The sequence below is a fragment of the Pseudoalteromonas sp. SG45-3 genome, from assembly GCF_014164075.1.
In the GTDB taxonomy this organism is placed as follows: domain Bacteria; phylum Pseudomonadota; class Gammaproteobacteria; order Enterobacterales; family Alteromonadaceae; genus Pseudoalteromonas; species Pseudoalteromonas distincta.
Map to the genome: position 1 here is coordinate 73,790 of NZ_JACJEN010000005.1, position 19,313 is coordinate 93,102.

14 protein-coding genes are annotated in these 19,313 nt (G+C 39.2%); 2 read left to right on the forward strand and 12 right to left on the reverse strand.

Going from position 1 to position 19,313, the window contains the following annotated elements; genetic code table 11:
• Positions 1-45: 45 nt before the first annotated feature.
• From H5126_RS07955 to H5126_RS07965, 3 genes are all read right to left on the reverse strand, one after another.
• Complete coding sequence (locus tag H5126_RS07955) at positions 46-924, reverse strand: transglutaminase family protein (protein ID WP_182695782.1); 879 nt, start codon at positions 922-924, stop codon at positions 46-48.
• Entirely contained in the window at positions 921-3,440 is a 2,520-nt protein-coding gene (locus tag H5126_RS07960; protein WP_182720896.1) for a circularly permuted type 2 ATP-grasp protein, read from the reverse strand. The genes H5126_RS07955 and H5126_RS07960 overlap by 4 nt, the downstream gene beginning before the upstream one ends.
• A 112-nt stretch (positions 3,441-3,552) precedes the next feature.
• Complete coding sequence (locus H5126_RS07965) at positions 3,553-6,864, reverse strand: DUF2126 domain-containing protein (protein ID WP_182720897.1); 3,312 nt, start codon at positions 6,862-6,864, stop codon at positions 3,553-3,555.
• 1,018 nt (positions 6,865-7,882) lie between these two features.
• Here H5126_RS07965 and H5126_RS07970 point away from each other — a divergent pair.
• Positions 7,883-8,656, forward strand: coding sequence for an SHOCT domain-containing protein (locus H5126_RS07970; protein WP_182720472.1), 774 nt, complete (start codon positions 7,883-7,885; stop codon positions 8,654-8,656).
• Between the two features lie 69 nt (positions 8,657-8,725).
• On the forward strand, positions 8,726-9,895 hold the full coding sequence (locus H5126_RS07975; protein WP_182720471.1) for a putative zinc-binding metallopeptidase: 1,170 nt from the start codon (positions 8,726-8,728) through the stop codon (positions 9,893-9,895).
• Between the two features lie 143 nt (positions 9,896-10,038).
• On the opposite strand, the gene H5126_RS07980 is transcribed toward H5126_RS07975, so the two are convergent.
• The 9 genes from H5126_RS07980 to H5126_RS08020 all read right to left on the reverse strand — a co-directional run bounded on the left by H5126_RS07980 (position 10,039) and on the right by H5126_RS08020 (position 19,163).
• Positions 10,039-11,358 carry a hypothetical protein gene (locus tag H5126_RS07980; protein ID WP_182720470.1) on the reverse strand — a complete coding sequence of 440 codons (1,320 nt, stop codon included), beginning with the start codon at positions 11,356-11,358 and terminating at the stop codon, positions 10,039-10,041.
• Between the two features lie 127 nt (positions 11,359-11,485).
• The gene (gene moaE / locus H5126_RS07985; RefSeq protein WP_182720469.1) at positions 11,486-11,944 is read right to left on the reverse strand and encodes a molybdopterin synthase catalytic subunit MoaE; all 459 of its coding nucleotides are present in this window, start codon (positions 11,942-11,944) and stop codon (positions 11,486-11,488) included.
• Complete coding sequence (locus H5126_RS07990) at positions 11,944-12,243, reverse strand: MoaD/ThiS family protein (RefSeq protein ID WP_182720468.1); 300 nt, start codon at positions 12,241-12,243, stop codon at positions 11,944-11,946. Before H5126_RS07990 ends, moaE begins: the two co-directional genes overlap by 1 nt.
• Positions 12,221-12,691: a cyclic pyranopterin monophosphate synthase MoaC gene (gene moaC / locus H5126_RS07995; protein ID WP_007375236.1), complete on the reverse strand. Its 471-nt coding sequence runs from the start codon at positions 12,689-12,691 to the stop codon at positions 12,221-12,223. Before moaC ends, H5126_RS07990 begins: the two co-directional genes overlap by 23 nt.
• A 1-nt stretch (position 12,692) precedes the next feature.
• A complete protein-coding gene (gene moaB, locus H5126_RS08000) occupies positions 12,693-13,232 on the reverse strand; it encodes a molybdenum cofactor biosynthesis protein B (protein WP_182720467.1) in 540 nt (179 codons plus the stop codon).
• Positions 13,229-13,903, reverse strand: a complete 675-nt coding sequence (locus tag H5126_RS08005) for a molybdenum cofactor guanylyltransferase (RefSeq protein WP_404936430.1) — start codon at positions 13,901-13,903, stop codon at positions 13,229-13,231. Before H5126_RS08005 ends, moaB begins: the two co-directional genes overlap by 4 nt.
• 25 nt (positions 13,904-13,928) lie before the next feature.
• Positions 13,929-14,900 (reverse strand): GTP 3',8-cyclase MoaA, encoded by a 972-nt coding sequence (moaA, locus tag H5126_RS08010; protein WP_182720465.1) that lies wholly within the window; start codon positions 14,898-14,900, stop codon positions 13,929-13,931.
• Positions 14,901-14,916: 16 nt separating this feature from the next.
• Positions 14,917-17,613 carry a nitrate reductase gene (locus H5126_RS08015; protein WP_182720464.1) on the reverse strand — a complete coding sequence of 899 codons (2,697 nt, stop codon included), beginning with the start codon at positions 17,611-17,613 and terminating at the stop codon, positions 14,917-14,919.
• 26 nt (positions 17,614-17,639) lie between these two features.
• A complete protein-coding gene (locus H5126_RS08020; RefSeq protein WP_182720463.1) occupies positions 17,640-19,163 on the reverse strand; it encodes an FAD-dependent oxidoreductase in 1,524 nt (507 codons plus the stop codon).
• Between the last annotated feature and the right edge of the window lie 150 nt (positions 19,164-19,313).

A 19,313-nucleotide genomic window follows, 5' to 3' on the forward strand; every position in this document is an offset into this window, starting at 1 on the left:
CACTCTTTCACCTTATCCATCATCATATATGACGTAGTTAAACTGCTATTCCATTCGAATCATATCAACCGCTACATCGAGCAATTGACTACCGCCACCAAATACCACTCCTTTTAAAGGAGTTACGTCAGAAAAGTCTCGCCCTACGGCTAGAGTAATATGCTGATCGCGTGGTAAAACATTATTTGTTGGATCAAAATCAACCCAGCCAAAGTTTGGCACAAATACCGCAAACCATGCATGAGTTGCATCTGCACCTTCTAGCTTTTCTTCGCCTTCTGGCGGCATGGTTTCTATGTACCCACTTACGTATCGACCTGCTAACCCTACGCTACGTAAGCATGCAAGCGCAAAGTGTGCAAAGTCTTGGCAAACGCCCCTTTTTTGTGCAAAAACAGTGCTCAAAGGCGTACTAATTGTTGTAAAACCAGGATCATAATGAAATTCATGAAAAATCCGTGCCATTAAATCTTTGCATGCAGAAATTATATTTTTGTGTGCATCAAACGAAATTAATGCGTATTCCTTAATTCCTTTATCTATTGGAATAAGTTGTGAAGGTAGTACAAATTCAGACGTTTTTAATAATTCTGCCGTATTTGGTTTAACCAATAAATCACGTACTTTTCGCCAAGTAATATCAACACTCTCTAAATTGCTATTAGCGCCGACTAACAGTTCTACCTCGCTGATCATCGTTACTTTAAGTTTTTTATGCTGTATTGCTATTTCAAACGCTGTTACCTGATTATTAAAATAATCAGTAAATGTTTGTAAGTAAGTCGGAGTAGGTTCAATTTCTATACGACTACTGTGGCATATTTGCCCGCGATTCGTTTTTGGCGTTAATCGCGCTTGGTTTTGACACAAACTAACAAAGTCTGAATAGTTGTATGTAGTCGAGTGCTTTATTTTATATTTCACGATTGAGCTTGCTCAATATTAGTCCAGTTCAATTTATTTGCCGTTTGGGTATGAGAAAAATACTGTAGTAATAATACATCACAAAATGTATCTAAGTTCATACGCGTATTATGGTTAAATTCGATTAACTGGTTACGTTGTCTATTTTCACTTTTTTGTAGGTAATCTTTCTCAGTTACATAACAACTTGTTTTAGATAGTAAAATTGCTTTTTCGTGTGCCGCAATTACACCTTGTCTGCGTTTTGTGGGTAAATGCTTACACAACTTATTAATTTCCTCTAACTGAAATAATAAAGAACGTGGGTATTCAGCATCTAAAAGTAATAGCTCAAGTCCTGTACCAATGGTTTGATACATTCTGTATCGGCGCTTATGCGTAACTAAACTAACTTGGCAACTTAGTACTGCTTCAAGTAAGCCAAGCTCTTCGGGCTCGTCTAACTCTTTGGTTAATAAAGCCGCACTTAATGATGTTATTTGTAAGCTACGCTCTACTCTTCTGCCCATTTCGAGTAAAAACCAGCCATTACTATTTGGCATACAATCTGTAATCGAGCCATTAAAAGCCATAATTGAGCCTATAACTCTATCTAGGCTGCTTTGCATTGCACGCGTTGGAATATTAATATTTACATTTTTAAATACTTTAATTTGCTCATTAATATCATCAATTATTCGGCGGCTATCATGAGATAGTAATTCTTGAATTTGCACCGACGCATTAGCAATGTACTTTAATGTATTAATAATACTGCCAGCGCATTGCTCGTCTGCAAGGAGTTGAAAAGCAGTTTCTTTAGACAGATTTACATCAATGCCATCTAGTTTTAAATCAGGTTCTATATAGGGATAAACAATATATTGCGACCTAATGGCATTAGAAAGCCGTGCAACTATACTTTTTCGTATTGAATCTGGGTAAACAGAAAATTCGGTGTACTTGTCTATAAAAATACGCAATATACGTATGGTGTTTTCGCAGCGTTCTAAGTATCGGCCCAACCAAAAAAGGTGCTCAGCCGTACGGCTCGAAATAACCCCTTCGAGTAGCGTTACATCCATTCTTTTTCTAATTGGCACCGGTGGATTATGCTCGCCTAAATCAACTCTATCGGCTGTATTTATCCATGTATCTTTGATCCAACCAGATACTCTTGGGTTGTTACTTTTTTCGTTCGAAAAACACAGTGCTGAAGGAAGTACTTCTACGCCATTTTCAGTGGTTAATGCATAACACCTAAACACCACTGGCTTGGAGATTAATTGCCCGTCATGCCAAAATGGTGCACTGCTAAAAGAAGGTTTTTCTTGGAAAAAGTAATTATCGGGTTCTTTGCTAATAAGTAGCTTTATTTCTTGCTCGTCTAACACTCCATCTAACTTGAGTGTAGGGTCTATAGCAGATAGTAGTTCGAGGTTATTCCAATCAACGGCTTGCGCTTCTTTTACACTTAAATAATTTGGCTCACCTAACAACAGGGGTTGTTTTAAAATTTGCTGCGATAACTTTTCTAAGTTGCACTTTATTGAAGGTGACGAGAGCACACCGCTACCAAACGGGTTTAAAACCTTAACCGACCCTTGTCGAACCGATTGTAATAAGCCCGGAATACCATGAAGTGAATATTCAGTTTGCTCTAAAGAGTCAATACAACGATCAGAAACCCAGCGTAAAATGACATTAATTTTACCCAAGCCTTGTAACGATTTTAAACAAACGTCACCACCACGTACGGTTAAGTCGGCGCTTTGTACTAATGTATAGCCAAAGTAGGTAGATAGGAATGCATGCTCGTTGTAGTTAGGGTCATCAATTCCTTGGGTAAGGATTACAATTCGTGGGTCATCCATATAATGGGTATATTCGTTAATACCCTCTTGGAATAAATTTAAAAATTCTTTAATTTGCTGAACATTACATTCTGCAAATTCTTCAGCCATTACACGCCTTGCAATAATACGGCTTTTAATTAATAGCCCTAAGCCTAACGGGCACTGACAATGATCGCTTAATACTTTAAATTCGCCTGTTGGCGTGCGGTAAACATCTAATGCAGTAAAAAATAGTGTTAATTCGTTACTAGGTAAGCTAAAACCTTCGCGTAAGTAATTAGGGTCTTGAAAAAGCTGCTTTGCAGGAATATGACCATCGACTAATAATGTTTGGTCACCGTAAATATCTTGCTGAATTTTATTTAATAAAAGGGTTCTTTGTTTTATTCCCTCTTCGAGCAATGCCCAATCGGCTTTAGATAACATAAATGGCAATGGGTCGAAGTGCCACTGCTTATTGCTTTCATTTTTAATATTGCCATTTTGTAGCAATTGGCTAATTTCTGTAGCGCGGCTACTAACATCATCTGCTGTTAGACTAGCTAAACGCTTAAATAAAGTATCCCAATGGTCTGGGTTTAAACCACTGTGGTTTGCTAGTTCATCATGTCCATGTGATTTATCAAGGTATAAAGACAACCACTCAGGCAATTCCGGCATCGCGTTATTGTTAATATACAAGCTGAAAGCGCTCCAATTTATAGTAAATAGCCGTGTTCATAATGATGCTTTAAAAATATTTAGTCATTCCACTTTAAATAATTTCAAAGTGGAATGACACAACTATCAATTATTATTTAAAGTTAGGCTGCCTGCGTAAATCCAAGGTATTTGGATAATCAGGATTACTACTTTCTTCATCAGGCACTACGTATTCACTTGCGCTTTGCGCCGATTGAAAACTATGCGTAACCGCCGATGGGCTCCAGCTTGGTTCTGCTGATGCAAGTAAAGATGGTGTATGCCCATGCTCCCAAAATCTTGCAACCCTGCGCCCTTCGGCTTCAAATGCATTAACCGGTAGCGTTTCAGGATTACGCCCACCAGCATGGCTCACATGATATACAAAGCCTCCAACTGAACGTCCTTCCCACGTATCGATTAAATCAAAAACTAATGGTGCATGTACGCCAATAGTTGGGTGAAGCGCTGTAGGTGGTTGCCAAGCTCGGTATCGTATACCCGCGACCATTTCATCTTTTGCTTTACCTTTAACCGGTTTAAGCGGCACTCTTCGACCATTACACGTTACAACATAGCGGTCGCTCATTGTTCCTTGTACTTTTATCTGTACTCTTTCTAATGACGAATCTACATAGCGCGCCGTACCCGACGCACTCGCCTCTTCGCCCAGTACATGCCATGGCTCGATTGCGGTTCTAAGCTCAAGTGTAACGTTATCAAGTTCTCGCGTGCCACATACCGGAAACCTAAATTCAAAAAATGGATTTAACCAACTTAACTGAAATTGAAAACCTGCTTGTTGTAAATCGCGGCTTACTTCAGCTAAATCGTTTTCTACATATTGTGGTAATAAAAACTTATCGTGTAACTCTGTACCCCAACGTATTAATGGCTTGTGGTAAGGTTTTTTCCAAAACCAAGCAAGTAAAGTACGCAACAGTAGCATTTGCACTAAACTCATTTGTGAATGTGGAGGCATTTCAAAGCCTCTAAATTCTACAATCCCTAAACGACCTGTGGCTGAATCGGGTGAATAGAGCTTATCTATACAAAATTCTGCTCTGTGTGTATTACCCGTTAAATCCACCAATAAATTACGCAGTAACCTATCAACTAACCAAGGCTCAGGCACCTCACCTTCGGGCATATGTGAAAAGGCAATTTCTAGCTCGTATAAAACTTCATCACGGGCTTCATCCACTCGCGGTGCTTGGCTTGTAGGACCAATAAAAAGCCCCGAAAACAAATACGACAAACCAGGATGATGCTGCCAATAGGTAATAAAACTTCTTAAAATATCAGGTCTGCGTAAAAATGGGCTTTGATCAGGTGTTTCGCCACCAAGCGTTACGTGGTTACCACCACCAGTACCAGTATGGCGACCATCTGCCATAAACTTATCGGTACCTAATCGGCATTCTTTTGCTAAACCATATAGCGTTGTGGTTCGACTGACTAATTGATCCCACGATGTTGAAGGATGAATATTTACTTCAATAACACCTGGATCTGGCGTTACAGCGTATTTTTCTACGCGGCTATCTTTAGGTGGGCTATAGCCTTCAATAACAAGCGGCATTTTAAGTTCTTTAGCCACACTCTCTATACTACTTATTAAACCCATGTAATGTTCAAAATGACTTGTTGGTGGCATAAATATATATAAACGCCCCTCTCTCACTTCCATTACAAGCGCAGTTTTAACCATTTCTTTACCAATAAAGCCCTTTTTAAGCTTTTTAGCTTTGGTAAAATTTTCTGGAATATCAAACGGGTCGCGGTCAATAATATTGCCGCTCCACTCAAGGCTGTCTAAAGGTAGGCGATACCCCATTGGGGATTCACCAGGTAATAAGAAACAATTGCCTCGTTTAAACTCCCACGTACACGACTGCCAGCAGTTTTTGCTATCGTTCCATTTTAAAGGTAGAACATAGCCAACAGGCTTTTCTATGCCTTTATCCATTTTAGCTAAAAAGCCTTTTCGGCTCATTGCATGGAGAAGTTCTGGTTGATCTGGCTTTATTTCGGTAGGTAATGAGGCTTCTTGCCACATGTGATATAAAATATCTTCATAAGCCGTAGTAAGTGCCTTGGTTTCAAGACCAAGTGAGTCACACAGTTTATCAGCAAACTTTTTAGTATCGGTATGATCAAATTTATAATCTTTATTAGGATCGGCTAATAGTGCAGCATCTTGCCATAAAGGCTCACCATCTTTGCGCCAATAACATGCGTATTGCCAACGTGGTAATGGCTCACCCGGATACCATTTACCTTGTCCGTAATGAGTAAAGCCACCTTTTGTGTATACTTTATTCATTTCTACAAATAAATTTTGAGCTAATATTCTTTTTTCTTTACCATCGGCATCAGTATTCCACTGAGGATGTTCCATATCGTCAATAGAAATAAACGTAGGTTCGCCGCCCATGGTTAAATGTATGTTTTCTTCATTGTAAACATTGTCAACGTGCTGACCTAAACGGTTAATTGCCGCCCACTGCGCCTCAGAATATGGCTTAGTAACACGTGGGTCTTCGTGTACACGCGTTACTTTATTATAAAAGCTAAACTCAGATTTACAGTCATCTATACCGCCGGTTACCGGCGCTGCCGAGCTTGGCTCTGGCGTACACGCCAATGGAATATGACCTTCACCAGCAAATAAACCCGAGGTAGGATCAAGCCCTATCCAACCTGCACCCGGAATATACACCTCGGTCCATGCATGCAAATCGGTAAAATCTTCTTCTGGACCGCTTGGGCCATCTAGTGATTTTTGATCTGAGGTTAGCTGTACTAGGTAACCCGATACAAATCGAGATGCCAACCCTAAATGACGAAACAATTGTACTAATAACCAAGCAGAATCACGACACGAACCTGTTTTTTTACTTATTGTTTCGTTCGGTGTTTGTACGCCAGGTTCTAAACGAATGCCATAACCAACTAACTCATAAATAGCTTGATTAACAGCCACTAAAAAATCAACGCTTCTAAGCGGCTCTTTAGGGTTTAAAGATTCAATTAATTCTTTAAATTTTGGACTGGCTTTGCGTTTTTTTAAATAAGGAGAGAGTTCTGACTTTGAAATAGCATCGTAAACAAACGGGAAGTTTTCGGCGTAATCTTCTAAAAAGAAATCAAAAGGATTAATAACCGTTAGTTCGGCGACCAAATCAACTGTAAAACTAAATTCGGTGGTTGGTTTGTTAAAAACCACCCTTGCTTGGTAATTACCAAAAGGGTCTTGTTGCCAATTTATATAATGATCTTCTGGTACTATTTTTAAAGAATAGCTTTTAATTTTTGTACGGCTATGTGGCGCTGGACGTAATCGGAATATATGCGGCCCCATATTAACTGACCGGTCGTATTTATACTGAGTATGGTGCGAAATCCCAACTGTAATTGTCATCTATTAATTCCCCTTTAATAATGTATGGCCACAATATAACGCTGAAAATATTATTTGGACTAATTCACTTTTGCAATTTTTATACCAAAAGACTTGCTTAAGTAGTACTGTTCATCCACTCGCGGCTCTTGCACAAAGCAACGTTATGCATAAAGGTTTTGACCTAATTAATAGGAAAAACACACCTATTCAATAAATAGTAAACTTAGTGTAATTTAAACCATCAATTTTAGATTTTTAATGGTGCAGAAAACGCACCAAAATAGTGCTTTAAAATAACTTACAATTAAAGCTAATTAATTTAAAATATTGAAATAAAAAAATAAAGTTAATTTTTAAAAATACTTACTCCGTTATTTATACCGCTAAACGGTTATAATTAAAAGTATTTATTTAGAGTTTAAAAATCATTAAAAACAATCATTAAATAGTAAGAAATAGTTCACAATAAAGCTGCTGTTAAAGTAAGTAACGGTGCTATACTAGATCGATTTTTAACCGCTTACGTTACAGTAAAACTAACGATCTCGATGAGATAAAACAAGCAACTTTAATACATAGATGCTTACTTTAAAGATTAGTTTTGCAGTGGTGTGTTTTAATTTCAAACAAAACAGAACACGTCCAATTTGAAAAACCAGCACACCTCACTAACCTGTTAATTTTTCATTATCATCAAAGCTAAAGGTAATGCAGCACTAGGGCGTGTTGTTCTTTGGTGGTTGAATTTGCAGCAGTGTGTTTGGTATTTAAGCAAGGCAGAGTCTATGATGTGTGGTTGTTCCCCATACATAGGCGATAACGCAGCATAAATGCCAAACATGCGCTGCCCCTGGGTTCTTTCTAGGGACGATTGACTCTTTGTTGCTCGGTTTTTACTTAGCCCACTAGGGTACAAACCTCGCGCCGCGATTAAATCGCCCCTAGATTGAACAAATTTCAATCCCAAAAATCAACACGCCCTAGCGTATTTAAGATTTTTTAAATCAACCCAATCTACCTAATAGGATATTCTCTTATGCAAAAGCTAACAGATGTCGGTGAAAACTTAGTTAATGGTATAGCATCTCGTTATAACCTCAGTCACGATGCAGTAATTCACATGTTAGTTAGCGTTAATAATGGCGGTTGCTCAATGGCACAGTTTAATTGCCCAGAACTTGGTGGTTCTGGTCAATGGATGCGTGGCGGAATGACAATGGTTGGCGACATGTTTAACAACGGTTTAAAATCAACCGTTGATAACTTGTGCAACGAACTTGCTAATATATTGAGCAATAACCAAATATTTCCGGTTATTCCTGCAGGATCGCCTGGCAGCAATCAGTGGTGGCCAGGTAATCTAGGCAGCCCATTTAGCAGTGGTGCGCAAAATAATATTCGCTACGCTATATTCCCTAATCGCTTAGCCGTTGAATTAAATGGACAAGTGAGCGTATACGACACGTTAGATCATAATATTGGTGGTGTAAGCCAACAGCAAGGCAATAATACTTCTCTTACATTTAACAGTCAGTGGGGGACAATTAATGTAAATACCCTGCCATTAATTTCAGGGCAAACGCCAACGCCTCCAGAACCACAAAAAGATTTTACGCAGCAAGGAACGCAGCCGAATTTTGCATCGTCAACACCAAACCAAGTTGAAGCACCGGCTAATAATACTGTGGGACAATACTCGGTAGACGAAACACTTCAAATTATTGAAAAGTTAGCACAACTTCGCGACTCTAATGCGTTGAGTGATGATGAATTTAATATTAAAAAGTCTGAACTTTTAAAAAGGATTTAACCACTATCCTCCAATAGCATAGCGCTAAGTAAAAGTGGTTTATACGGTCTCTTTTTTATTCGGTAACATATGAAAACATTTAAATGTAATTGCACAGATCAACTTATTTTATTTTTTGAAAGCAGCCATTGTTTGGCTTGCGGCAGAACCGTGGGTATTGATGATGAGTTCGACCAAGTTGAACCCTATGAAATTGATGAGCAATCGGGGTTATTTTACAAAGCAGAAGCGCCTGAAGTTTTTTATAAAAAATGTGATAACAACGCTCAGTATCACGTATGCAATGGTATGGTTAATTTAGACACCTTTATACCTGTTGCCGATAAAGACGAAGTGCTGTGTTTTTCGTGCCGCTTTAATGAAACGGTGCCCGATTTAAGTATTGTTGAACATATTCCATTATGGAAAAAAATGGAGACAGCAAAACGTCGCGCTTTGTATACATTAAAATCATTATCACTCCCTTTAAATACAACGATTCAAGAACCTGAAAGCGGATTAAGCTTCGATTTTATAGCAGACCGTAACGTAAGCGATCACTTTGTAAGCCCTATTATAGGTCAAGACGTTGTATTTACAGGACACGATTGCGGGCATATCACTATAAACCTAGCCGAGGCAGACGACGTAGCACGCTCTCAAGCTAAAATAGCAATGGGCGAGCGTTACCGTACTTTACTTGGCCATTTTCGCCATGAACTCGGTCATTATTATTTTGATCAACTAATCGCAAATTCACCAAAAAAACATGCTTTATGTAAGCAATATTTTGGTGATGACGAATTAGATTACCAGCAAGCGCTCGATACTCATTACAAGCAAGGCGCGCCAGCCAACTGGCATGAAACCTTTATCAGTGAATACGCTACTATGCACCCTTATGAAGACTGGGCGGAAACATGGGCGCATTACATGCATATTATCGATACTTTAGAAACAGCCAAAAACTTTTCAATTACAGGCTCAACAACGGGTAATGAGTTTGAATTAGATGAAGCAGACGAGCTTAGATTGCCACAAAGTGCTTATTACTTTAATTCACAAACATCGATTGATGCTATTTTAGATACTTGGATGGAATTTTCGATCATTCTAAATTCACTAAATCGCAGCATGGGACTTGCCGATGCCTACCCATTTGTACTAACTCAAGCGGTGCGAACTAAGTTATCTTTCATCCATCATGCTATCCATAACAGGCTCAATTTAATGCCTGATTTGAGCATAGGAAAAGTGTAATAAAATAAGCTCAGTCCAAAAAACATTTTAATAAAGAGCCATTTATTCTTGCTATGACTTTTCATGCATCGGTAGGTGGCTTTTTTATGATGAGAAAAAAGCCGTAAAAATAGTATATCCCCTACTTTCTCGCTGAAGCTTTGTTAGTTTGTCACAGCGAGGTTATTCTTAAGTCGACTTATGATTTTTTCTTGGTAAATACTAACTGTAGAAAACTTTTGTATTGAAACAAATAAGTCAGTTAGTTTTTCGTTTGATATATCAGAGATATTAATCCCTTTATATATAATAGGTGCATTATTTTGTCTGGTTAGATTATTCGACAGTAAAATATTCAATTTTACTGTGCGTGCTAACTCTTCTTGATATAGAAAAAATTCTCTTAAATGTGTGCTAACAATATTGGCTGATTTTGATCTGTCTATCATTAAAATTTCGTCAATTAGTCGATTTAACCTGCTGCGAGACTCTATTGCTTCGTCGAGAATATCTAACCAATTAAGTTCGCTATTTGATAGTAAAGCTAAAAAATATACCGTACGTGCTTTATTGTAATTAATAAAACCAGGCCACATAACATCTTCGCTAGATACTTTAAGTGCTTTATCAAACTGCTCAGCGGCAGATTTAAGATACATACTTACTTCTTCAAGTATTGATGGCTCTATGGTATTAATATTTTTTTGAGCCAGCTCTAAACCATCAATCGACAAAATATCTACAGAGTTCATATTTAGCGACTCTCGTAATAAATGCATGCCTTTTTTGTTGTAATACAAACCTAGGTAATTATGGTAAATGGTTTTTGTAACTGGATTACGAAGAATTGGACCTCTCACATGAAGTAAGTCTGCATGAATATTAAAATTATCATCAGCTACAAAACTTTGGTAAGACACAACAGCTTTAAATAGCATTATCGTTTCCGTTATTTGAATTGAATTACCTTTACTCACCGAGTGCAATATTTCACAGCGCCTATCAACTTCTGACAAAATTGTATCCATACGCTTTTTATAAAGTACTTTGTTAGTTTCTGATGCATTAAAAACAGCTGGAAATAAAACAATTAGGTCGATTATATATTGCAGGGTATCGGCAAAAAGAACGGCGGTTTCTGACTCTTTTTTTAGTTTATGCTCAATAGAGTCAAAAATTTCTTTCTCTAGTGTATTTTCATTTTGGGACTTAAACTGATTAATTAACTCTGGAAGTGAGGTTACGTAATTTTCATTATCTAAAATGTTACCTTCCATTTTGCTAATATTATTTACACTATCAATTGATGTATATGTTCTAACAGTAATAAATAAAGCTAATACGGCTATACAAAAGCTTACTGTTGATATGGTGAAGCTTAGTAAATCTTTACCTTCTTTTAAATCATATACCCATACAGCAAGAAAAGCTGAAAGTAGAACAAGTAATAATATTGTAAAATATAACATTTTTGATGTGCGCATATGTCTTCCATACTTGGGTCGAGCTAACAATCTAATATTGCTGATTTATAACACGAAAAACGCAGACTTCACACGCAAACTGAGAGCTATATAACCTCTGTAGAGCACAAGTAATGAAATATCTGCATCACTTTTCCCACTTATCCAGCGCTTGTTTGTCACTTTGTTTAAACTCAACCCAATTTGATGAGTCTTTAAAGTGCTCTTTTTTCCAAAACGTGGCGTGGTTTTTTAAGTAATCCATTATAAATTGTGCGCCTTCGAACGCGGCTTGGCGATGGCGGGACGTTACGCCAACAAACACAATTTGATCACCAAGGGCTAAATAACCAACGCGATGAATAATGCATATTCGCGCCAGTTGCCAGCGAGTTTGTGCTTGCTCTGCAATAGATTGAAGAAGTTGCTCGGTCATACCAGGGTAGTGCTCAAGCTCAAGTGCAGTAACGTTATCGCCACTGCTGAACTCTCTTACCAAACCTGTGAAGGTGACAACAGCGCCATCGCTTTTATTATTACTACAAAGCGTATTGTGCTCGTCACCTACATTAAAATCATCGGTTTGTACTTGAATATGTATGCTCATTAGCCACCTGTAACCGGCGGGAAAAAGGCAAGCTCATCCCCGGCTTTCACTATTTCGTCGCTTGATGACATAGTTTGGTTAAGCGCTGCAAGTAGCTCACGCTCCTCCAGCCACGGTTGCCAATGCGGATATTGGCTAACTAATCTTAATTTAAGTTCTGAAATAGTAAGCGGCTGCGTAATCTCAAGACTTAATTTACTGCACTTTAACCGCTCTTTTAGTTGCCCAAAAAACAATATCTCTACATTTTGGGCGCTAGATATTGCATCGTTTGGATTAATCGCGTTGCCAACTACCATTTTTGCCCCCTGCTTTTTGAGTAACGCGCATGCCGCTAATTTCCATTAGTGGGTCGGCTGCTTTACACATATCAAACAAAGTAAGGCTAGCCACAGATACCGCTGTTAACGCTTCCATTTCAACCCCCGTTTTACCTGCAAGTTTGCAGTAGCTGGTTATTTTAATTTGGCTGTTTGCTTCATCAAGTTCAAAATCAACAGCGACTTTACTAAGTGCAAGCGGATGACAAAGCGGGATTAAATCGGCGCACTTTTTAGCGCCTTGAATACCCGCAATACGTGCCACGCCTAACACATCGCCCTTTTTGTTTTGATTAAGCATTACTTGCTCAAAGGCAAGCTTACTCATGCTAATAAATGCTTCAGCTGAGGCGTCGCGCAGGGTTACGTCCTTGAGCGATACATCAACCATATTCGCTTGGCCGTTTTCGTCAACGTGGCTTAACATACTATTGCTCACGCGATTCACACTTTTTACCAATAGTAATGTGCGGTGCAAAGTTACATGGTTTATGCATTGAGTTAAGTTGATCTTTTATAATGCCTGTCCACGCTGTTTTACATGCGCCTGTAGAGCCTGGCATACAAAAAATAACGGTGTTGTTAGCAAGTCCTGCAAGTGCACGAGATTGAATAGTTGAGTTACCAATTTCGCCGTACGATATGTGCCTAAATAGCTCACCAAAACCGTCTACGCTTTTATCAAACAGCGGCGCAAATGCCTCTGGTGTTGAATCGCGCTCAGTAAAACCTGTACCGCCAGTCACTAAAATAGCATGAATGGTGTCATCGGCTATCCACTGCGATGCCACTGCACGCATTTGGTAAACGTCATCTTTAACTATGTCTTTATCAGCTAAGTGATGACCAGCTTCAGTTAGCGCTTTAATTAAGTAATGACCTGAGGTGTCAGTAATTTCATCGCGTGTATCGCTTACCGTCATTACGGCAATGTTTAATACAATTTGTGACTCAGTTGTGTGACTCATAATGTTCTTCTTAATTGATTAATGCTTTGGTCAAAATGCTCATTTACAGCTTTAAATTGCGCCGGCGTATTGGTGTTTATTAATGCATGCGTTTTATTACATAAAAGCGTTTGCACACCAATACTTTGGGTAAACTGTTTTATTGACTTATGACTGTTTGCGTTTGTGAGTATGTGTTTTAAATGATTTTTTACACTGCTTGTATTACGAATATACAGCGGTAGTGGTTCATTTTCAAAGTGCCAAGCATGTATTTGTGACTGATTTAATTGATTGCTCACACTTTGTACGTTATTTGACTGAGAAGCCAGCACAATTATGCTTAACAAACTACTCGTAAGTAGAGGCATATCTACCGCAGTAATAAGTAAGTCGTGCTCAGTGGCTATTAATGTGGAATAAATTCCGCCAAGGGGTCCACTATTTGGGTATATATCTTTAACGTACTTTTCTGAGGGATAATCGCTCGGTGAATAATGGTTCAATGACTTGACTGGATTTGTAACGTTGCGACTTATAAGTATGTTTTTAGCGCCTGCGTCTTTTAATAAATCACACGCATTGTGCAATAGCGTTTTATTTTTTAAAACTAAATCGGCTTTGTCTGTGCCCATTCTTGATGACTTACCACCAGCAAGCACAACGCCTGTAAAATCTCGCTTAACTTTCATATTAGATTTTATATTAGCTTCCATATTAGCCGCCTAACATGGCTAAGTGAGTTGTCGCACCTGTTAAGCGTTTATCCAGCTCATGGCTTATTTCTTTATTGCCCATAGCGGCTCGAATTGCCTTTACGGTCGCTGCAGTATCGTCCTCGTTGAGTAGTTCGCGTAAATCTATACCTTGCTCTGCAAATAAACATAAGTGTAATTTACCCAGCGCCGACACCCTTAAGCGATTACAACTTTTACAAAAGTCTTTACTGTACGGCATTATTAAACCAATACGACCCTCGTAATCAGGATGACAAAACTCCTCAGCGGGTCCATTTAATTTCCCCCTAACGACTTGTAACCAACCTTGGTCGAGTAATTGGGCTTTAACCGTTTGCCCACTTAAGTGGTTTTCTTCAAAAAATGTTGCGCCGTCACCGGTTTCCATTAATTCTATAAAGCGAACTGTAACTTTGTGGTGCTTTACCCACGCTAAAAAATCCTTTAATTGGTTTTTATTAAACTGCTTTGCAAGCACTGCATTTATTTTTATATCTTTTATGCCCAGATCTACCGCGCGTTCTATTCCTTTTAAAATAAGGTTAAGTTTGTCGTGCCCTGTTATGAGTTTAAACATACTTGGATTTAAACTATCAATACTGACATTAAGCGCATCAAGCCCTGCTTCTGCAAATTCATCAATTTTCTTTAATAAATTAAATCCGTTGGTAGTAATGGCTACTTTTTCTATGCCGCGCGTGTTTTTACAGAGTTTTATAATATCGGTTACGTCGTTTCGCAAGCACGGTTCGCCACCTGTAATGCGTACTTTTTTAGTACCTAGCTCTGCAAACGCATTTACTAGCGTGCTAATTTCGTTTTTATTTAAAAAATTACGCGGCGTATCGCACTGATATCCGTTTGGTAAACAATAACTACAACTAAAATTACATACATCGGTTATTGAGAGGCGCAAATAGTTAAACTGCCGACCAAATTGATCATTAAGCATATGCTTCCTTGTTTGTTTACATTTCAACCGCAACATTAATACTGTTCGCTTTTTGCGTAGCATGTTGCTTAATTAATTGGCTTAATTGCGTTTTACACGAACCACAGTTCGTCCCACATTTAAGTTCAGACCCCAATTGCTCGACTGTGTTTGCACCGTTTTTAATGGCGTTTATAATTGGCTGCTCTCTTACTTTAAAGCAGCTACACACTTGCACGCCTTGAGTAAATTCTTCATCTGGGGTTGCATAAAGCAAAGACTGTAACTGTGTAAAGGTCAGTAATGGCTCTGCAAACAAATGGTTTATCCACTCAAGTGATATTTCTTTTTGCTCATTAGAAATAACACCTACGAACGCTAATTGATCGTTTTGAATACACTGCACATGCATGGCTTTTGCTGTATTCATAGCCGACCACTGCCCTTGTAAACCAGTCAAGGTTTGGCAGTAATACAGTAAATCACTTTGTGGTTCATTAAGCGCCAATTGGTAATTAAAGCAATTGCTTGCATTAACTTTGAGCCAAAAATCACTGTTTATAACAAGTTCGTTTTTAGCAAACAGCTGCATATATTGCACAAAGGGTGCTTTAACTATATTAACAGCACCGTGTTTGCACTCAGCCTGACCAGATAGAGGGTCAACTACCGATTGATACAACCCACTTACTGTTGCGGATGATGCAAATTGCTTATTCCAATGAATAGGCATAAAGCATTCACCTTTTCGCACCGAATCGGTTACTTTTGCATGCGCGGTAACCTGCCCTGTTTGGGCAATCGCGCTTATTAAATCGTTTTGTTTAATTGCTAATTTACTGGCATCAAGCGGATTAATTTCAATGTACGGGCGTGTAATATGCGATGAAAGCGCAGTGCTTTTACCCGTGCGGCTCATCGTATGCCATTGGTCACGTATACGTCCTGAGTTCATTACAAACGGATAATCACTTGATGTTTGTTGCACAGGTAATTGCGGCGTTATAGGTATAAAACGCGCCTTTTTATCAGCGGTGCTAAATTGGTTATCTGTAAAAACCTGACCGTTTTTATAAGGCTGATTTTTAACAACAGGCCACATTATGGGTTTTAAGTTATCGTACTGGCTTTTTGTGAGCCCAACTAAACCAGAGAGGTTTAATAATCGGCTGCCATTATTTCCAAAGTCGGTTAATTGTGCCCATTCTTCAAAAATGCCACTTGGATCTGTAAAATCAAACCCTTCAAAGCCCATTTTTTTAGCGACTTCGCACATAATTTGCCAATCGTTTTTAGCTCCTGAATAAGGCGCTACTAACGGGCGCTGCCTTGATATTCTGCGCTCTGAGTTAGTTACTGTGCCGTTTTTTTCGCCCCATCCGGTTGATGGAAAAGCAACATCGGCAAATTTTAACGTATCACTTTTTGCAATACAGTCAGATACAACCACCAGCTCGCAGGTCTCTAATGCTTTTTTAATAGCGGCGTTATTGGGCAAACTCACCATTGGGTTTGTTGCCATTATCCACACTGCTTTGATTTTGCCTGCGGCTATTTCATCAAACATATCAATAGCATTACTACCTGCTTTTTTAGCAATAGTTGGCGAGAGCCAAAAGCGTTGTACAAGTGATTGATGCGCTTCGTTTTCAATATCTAAATGCGCCGCTAACTGATTAGCCAAACCACCTACTTCGCGGCCGCCCATCGCATTGGGTTGCCCCGTAATCGAAAACGGACCACTGCCTGGCTTAAGTAATTTACCTGAGGCTAAATGAGCATTGATAATGGCGTTGCATTTATCTACACCCGAGCTTGATTGATTTATACCCATTGAATAAAAGCTAATCGCACTTGGGCTGTTAGCAAATAGCGCGTAAAACTCAGTGACTTGCTCAATTGCTATATCGCAAAAGTCGCTAACTGCCTCGCAGCTCCATTTTGTTGCCTCTTGCAGTGCGCTTTCAAAGCCGTTTGTGTGCTGAGCAATAAATTGCTTATCGAGGTGGTTATGCTCATTTAAATAATTAAGCAAACCGTTATAAAGTGCGGCGTCACTGCCTGGTTTTATATTTAAAAATGTGTCGGCAAGCTCAGCTGTGTCAGTTTTACGTGGATCAATAACCACCACCTTCATATTTGGATTAAGCTGCTTTGCACGTTCCATTCGCTGATACAAAACCGGATGAGTCCACGCTGCATTTGAGCCAATTAAAATAAGCAGCTCAGTTTGCTCTAAATCCTCGTAGGTACACGGCACTACGTCTTCACCAAAAGCGCGTTTGTAACCTGCCACAGCAGATGACATACACAGGCGCGAATTTGTATCAATATTGCCTGAGCCTATGTAGCCTTTCATTAATTTATTCGCGATGTAGTAATCTTCAGTAAGTAACTGCCCTGACACATAAAATGCCACCGCATCGGGTCCGTGCTTTTGTATTACGTCGTTAAATTTATTGGCAACGTGGTCGGTTGCTTCATCCCACGTGGCTGCTTTATTATTAATGAGGGGCGACGTTAAGCGGTTATCACTGCCTGTGGTGTCTAGCAAATGCGTGCCTTTTACACATAAACGACCAAAGTTTGCGGGGTGCTCTCGCATGCCTTCAAGCTTGGTTGGCACATTATTAAAAAGTGAAATATCAACACCGCACCCTACACCACAGTAAGCACATGTTGTTTGTTTTAAACTCGTTTTATTTATAGTTGGTGATGTGTTTGCGGTTGTCATACTGCTCTCTTTTAGTGTGCTTTAATTTATGCAGGTTGTTTTACAGGCTCATTAAGGGTAACTACGTTAATAGTGTTACTTGCCTTAGCGAGCGCGCTGTTTATTACATTTTGAACGAGCTTTTCACACCCTCCACAGCCTGTACTGGCTTTGGTGCTTTGCTGCACACTTGCCAAATCTATGCAGCCTTTAGCGACTGCTTGTTCAATGGTGTGTTTAGTTACTTTATGACAAGCGCAAATAATGGCGTCATCAGGCAAGTCATCGGCGCTTAGCTCTGCTATGTCGCCGGCAAGGGGCATAATGAGCGCTTCGGGAGCGGTGGTAAGTTCAATGTCGTTTAAATGATATTGCAGCAAATTGTCGTAATCGCTGGTATCGCCAACAAGTACCGCGCCAATCAGCTTATTACTTTGTGAATTGGTGACTATTTTTTTATAAATACCATTGGGTTGATCTTCAAAATAATAGCTTATTGCACCTTCGCTTCTTGCATGTGCATCGCCAATAGAGCCTACTTCAACACCCATTAATTTGAGCTTAGTGCTCATATCGGCACCGCTAAATTCATCGGCTTTATTGTCTAAGCCAGTACTTTGCAAGGAACCTTGCTGCGTATCTTGTAAAATATGACCAACTGCTATTTTAGCCATGGCGTAACCAGGTGCCACTAAGCCAAAAATAAAATTATTCCACAGTGCACATTCACCAATAGCGTATATGTTTTTATCACTCGTTTGGCAGTGGTTATTAATTACAATACCGCCGCGCTCACCTATCTCTAAATTAAACTCGCGGGCTAAATTATCATAAGGGCGAATACCTGCCGAAAATACAATCATGTCGGTTTCAAGGGTTTTGCCACCTTTAAAACACATTTTATAACGGCAACTTTCGCCTTCTACTATTTCCTCAGTTGCTACCGCTGTATGTACAGTAACGCCCAAATCCGTAATTTTGTTTTTTAGTAACCGACCGCCACCAGCATCAACTTGTACACCCATAAGTTGCGGTGCAAATTCTATTACGTGAGTATGTAAACCCAATTGCTTTAATGCGTTTGCAGCTTCAAGCCCCAGTAAACCGCCACCAATTACCACGCCTACTTTGCTGCCGTGGGCTGAATTTTTTATTGCGTGTAAATCGTTAATGGTGCGATAAACAAGGCAATGCTCGCGATCTTTACCCGGTATAGGCGGTACAAATGGGAATGAACCTGTAGCAAGCACAAGTTTGTCGTATTCAAACAATTCCCCTTTAGCGGTCGTTACAGTTTGCGTATCACGATTTATATCAACCACTTTAGAATGAGTATGAAAGCGTACTTGCCAATCGTCATAGGTTTTATTACATGTAAGTGCGAGGTCGTCTGCGGTTTTGCCTTTAAAAAAAGAGGATAGTTGTACGCGGTCATACGCTAAACGGTCTTCACCGCTAAGTACCGTAATTTCAAATTGCTCATCAGCTTGATTTTGAGAAACTAGCTGTTGCACAAAATGGTGCCCGACCATTCCGTTTCCTACCACTACAACACGCTGCTTGCTTAACATTTACCCACCTTAAAGTGATACCTATTTTAGTAATTGACTAAAATTGAAATCGAATAATTTGTTATAGGTTTGTTATAGCAATATGTAAGCCAAATATATAAGTATTTAAAATCAGCAAGTTGCCTACATTGGTGCAGAGGTGAAAAGCAT

Excerpts from the sequence above, each read along its gene's own strand:
- H5126_RS08020 (WP_182720463.1), bottom strand. The coding sequence starts at position 19,163 with ATGTTAAGCAAGCAGCGTGTTGTAGTGGTAGGAAACGGAATGGTCGGG.
- moaE (WP_182720469.1), bottom strand. The coding sequence starts at position 11,944 with ATGAGCATACATATTCAAGTACAAACCGATGATTTTAATGTAGGTGAC.
- H5126_RS07970 (WP_182720472.1), top strand. The coding sequence starts at position 7,883 with ATGCAAAAGCTAACAGATGTCGGTGAAAACTTAGTTAATGGTATAGCA.
- moaA (WP_182720465.1), bottom strand. The coding sequence starts at position 14,900 with ATGCTTAATGATCAATTTGGTCGGCAGTTTAACTATTTGCGCCTCTCA.
- H5126_RS07980 (WP_182720470.1), bottom strand. The coding sequence starts at position 11,358 with ATGCGCACATCAAAAATGTTATATTTTACAATATTATTACTTGTTCTA.
- moaC (WP_007375236.1), bottom strand. The coding sequence starts at position 12,691 with ATGTTAAGCCACGTTGACGAAAACGGCCAAGCGAATATGGTTGATGTA.
- H5126_RS07965 (WP_182720897.1), bottom strand. The coding sequence starts at position 6,864 with ATGACAATTACAGTTGGGATTTCGCACCATACTCAGTATAAATACGAC.
- moaB (WP_182720467.1), bottom strand. The coding sequence starts at position 13,232 with ATGAGTCACACAACTGAGTCACAAATTGTATTAAACATTGCCGTAATG.
- H5126_RS08005 (WP_404936430.1), bottom strand. The coding sequence starts at position 13,903 with ATGAAAGTTAAGCGAGATTTTACAGGCGTTGTGCTTGCTGGTGGTAAG.
- H5126_RS07975 (WP_182720471.1), top strand. The coding sequence starts at position 8,726 with ATGAAAACATTTAAATGTAATTGCACAGATCAACTTATTTTATTTTTT.
- H5126_RS08015 (WP_182720464.1), bottom strand. The coding sequence starts at position 17,613 with ATGACAACCGCAAACACATCACCAACTATAAATAAAACGAGTTTAAAA.
- H5126_RS07990 (WP_182720468.1), bottom strand. The coding sequence starts at position 12,243 with ATGGTAGTTGGCAACGCGATTAATCCAAACGATGCAATATCTAGCGCC.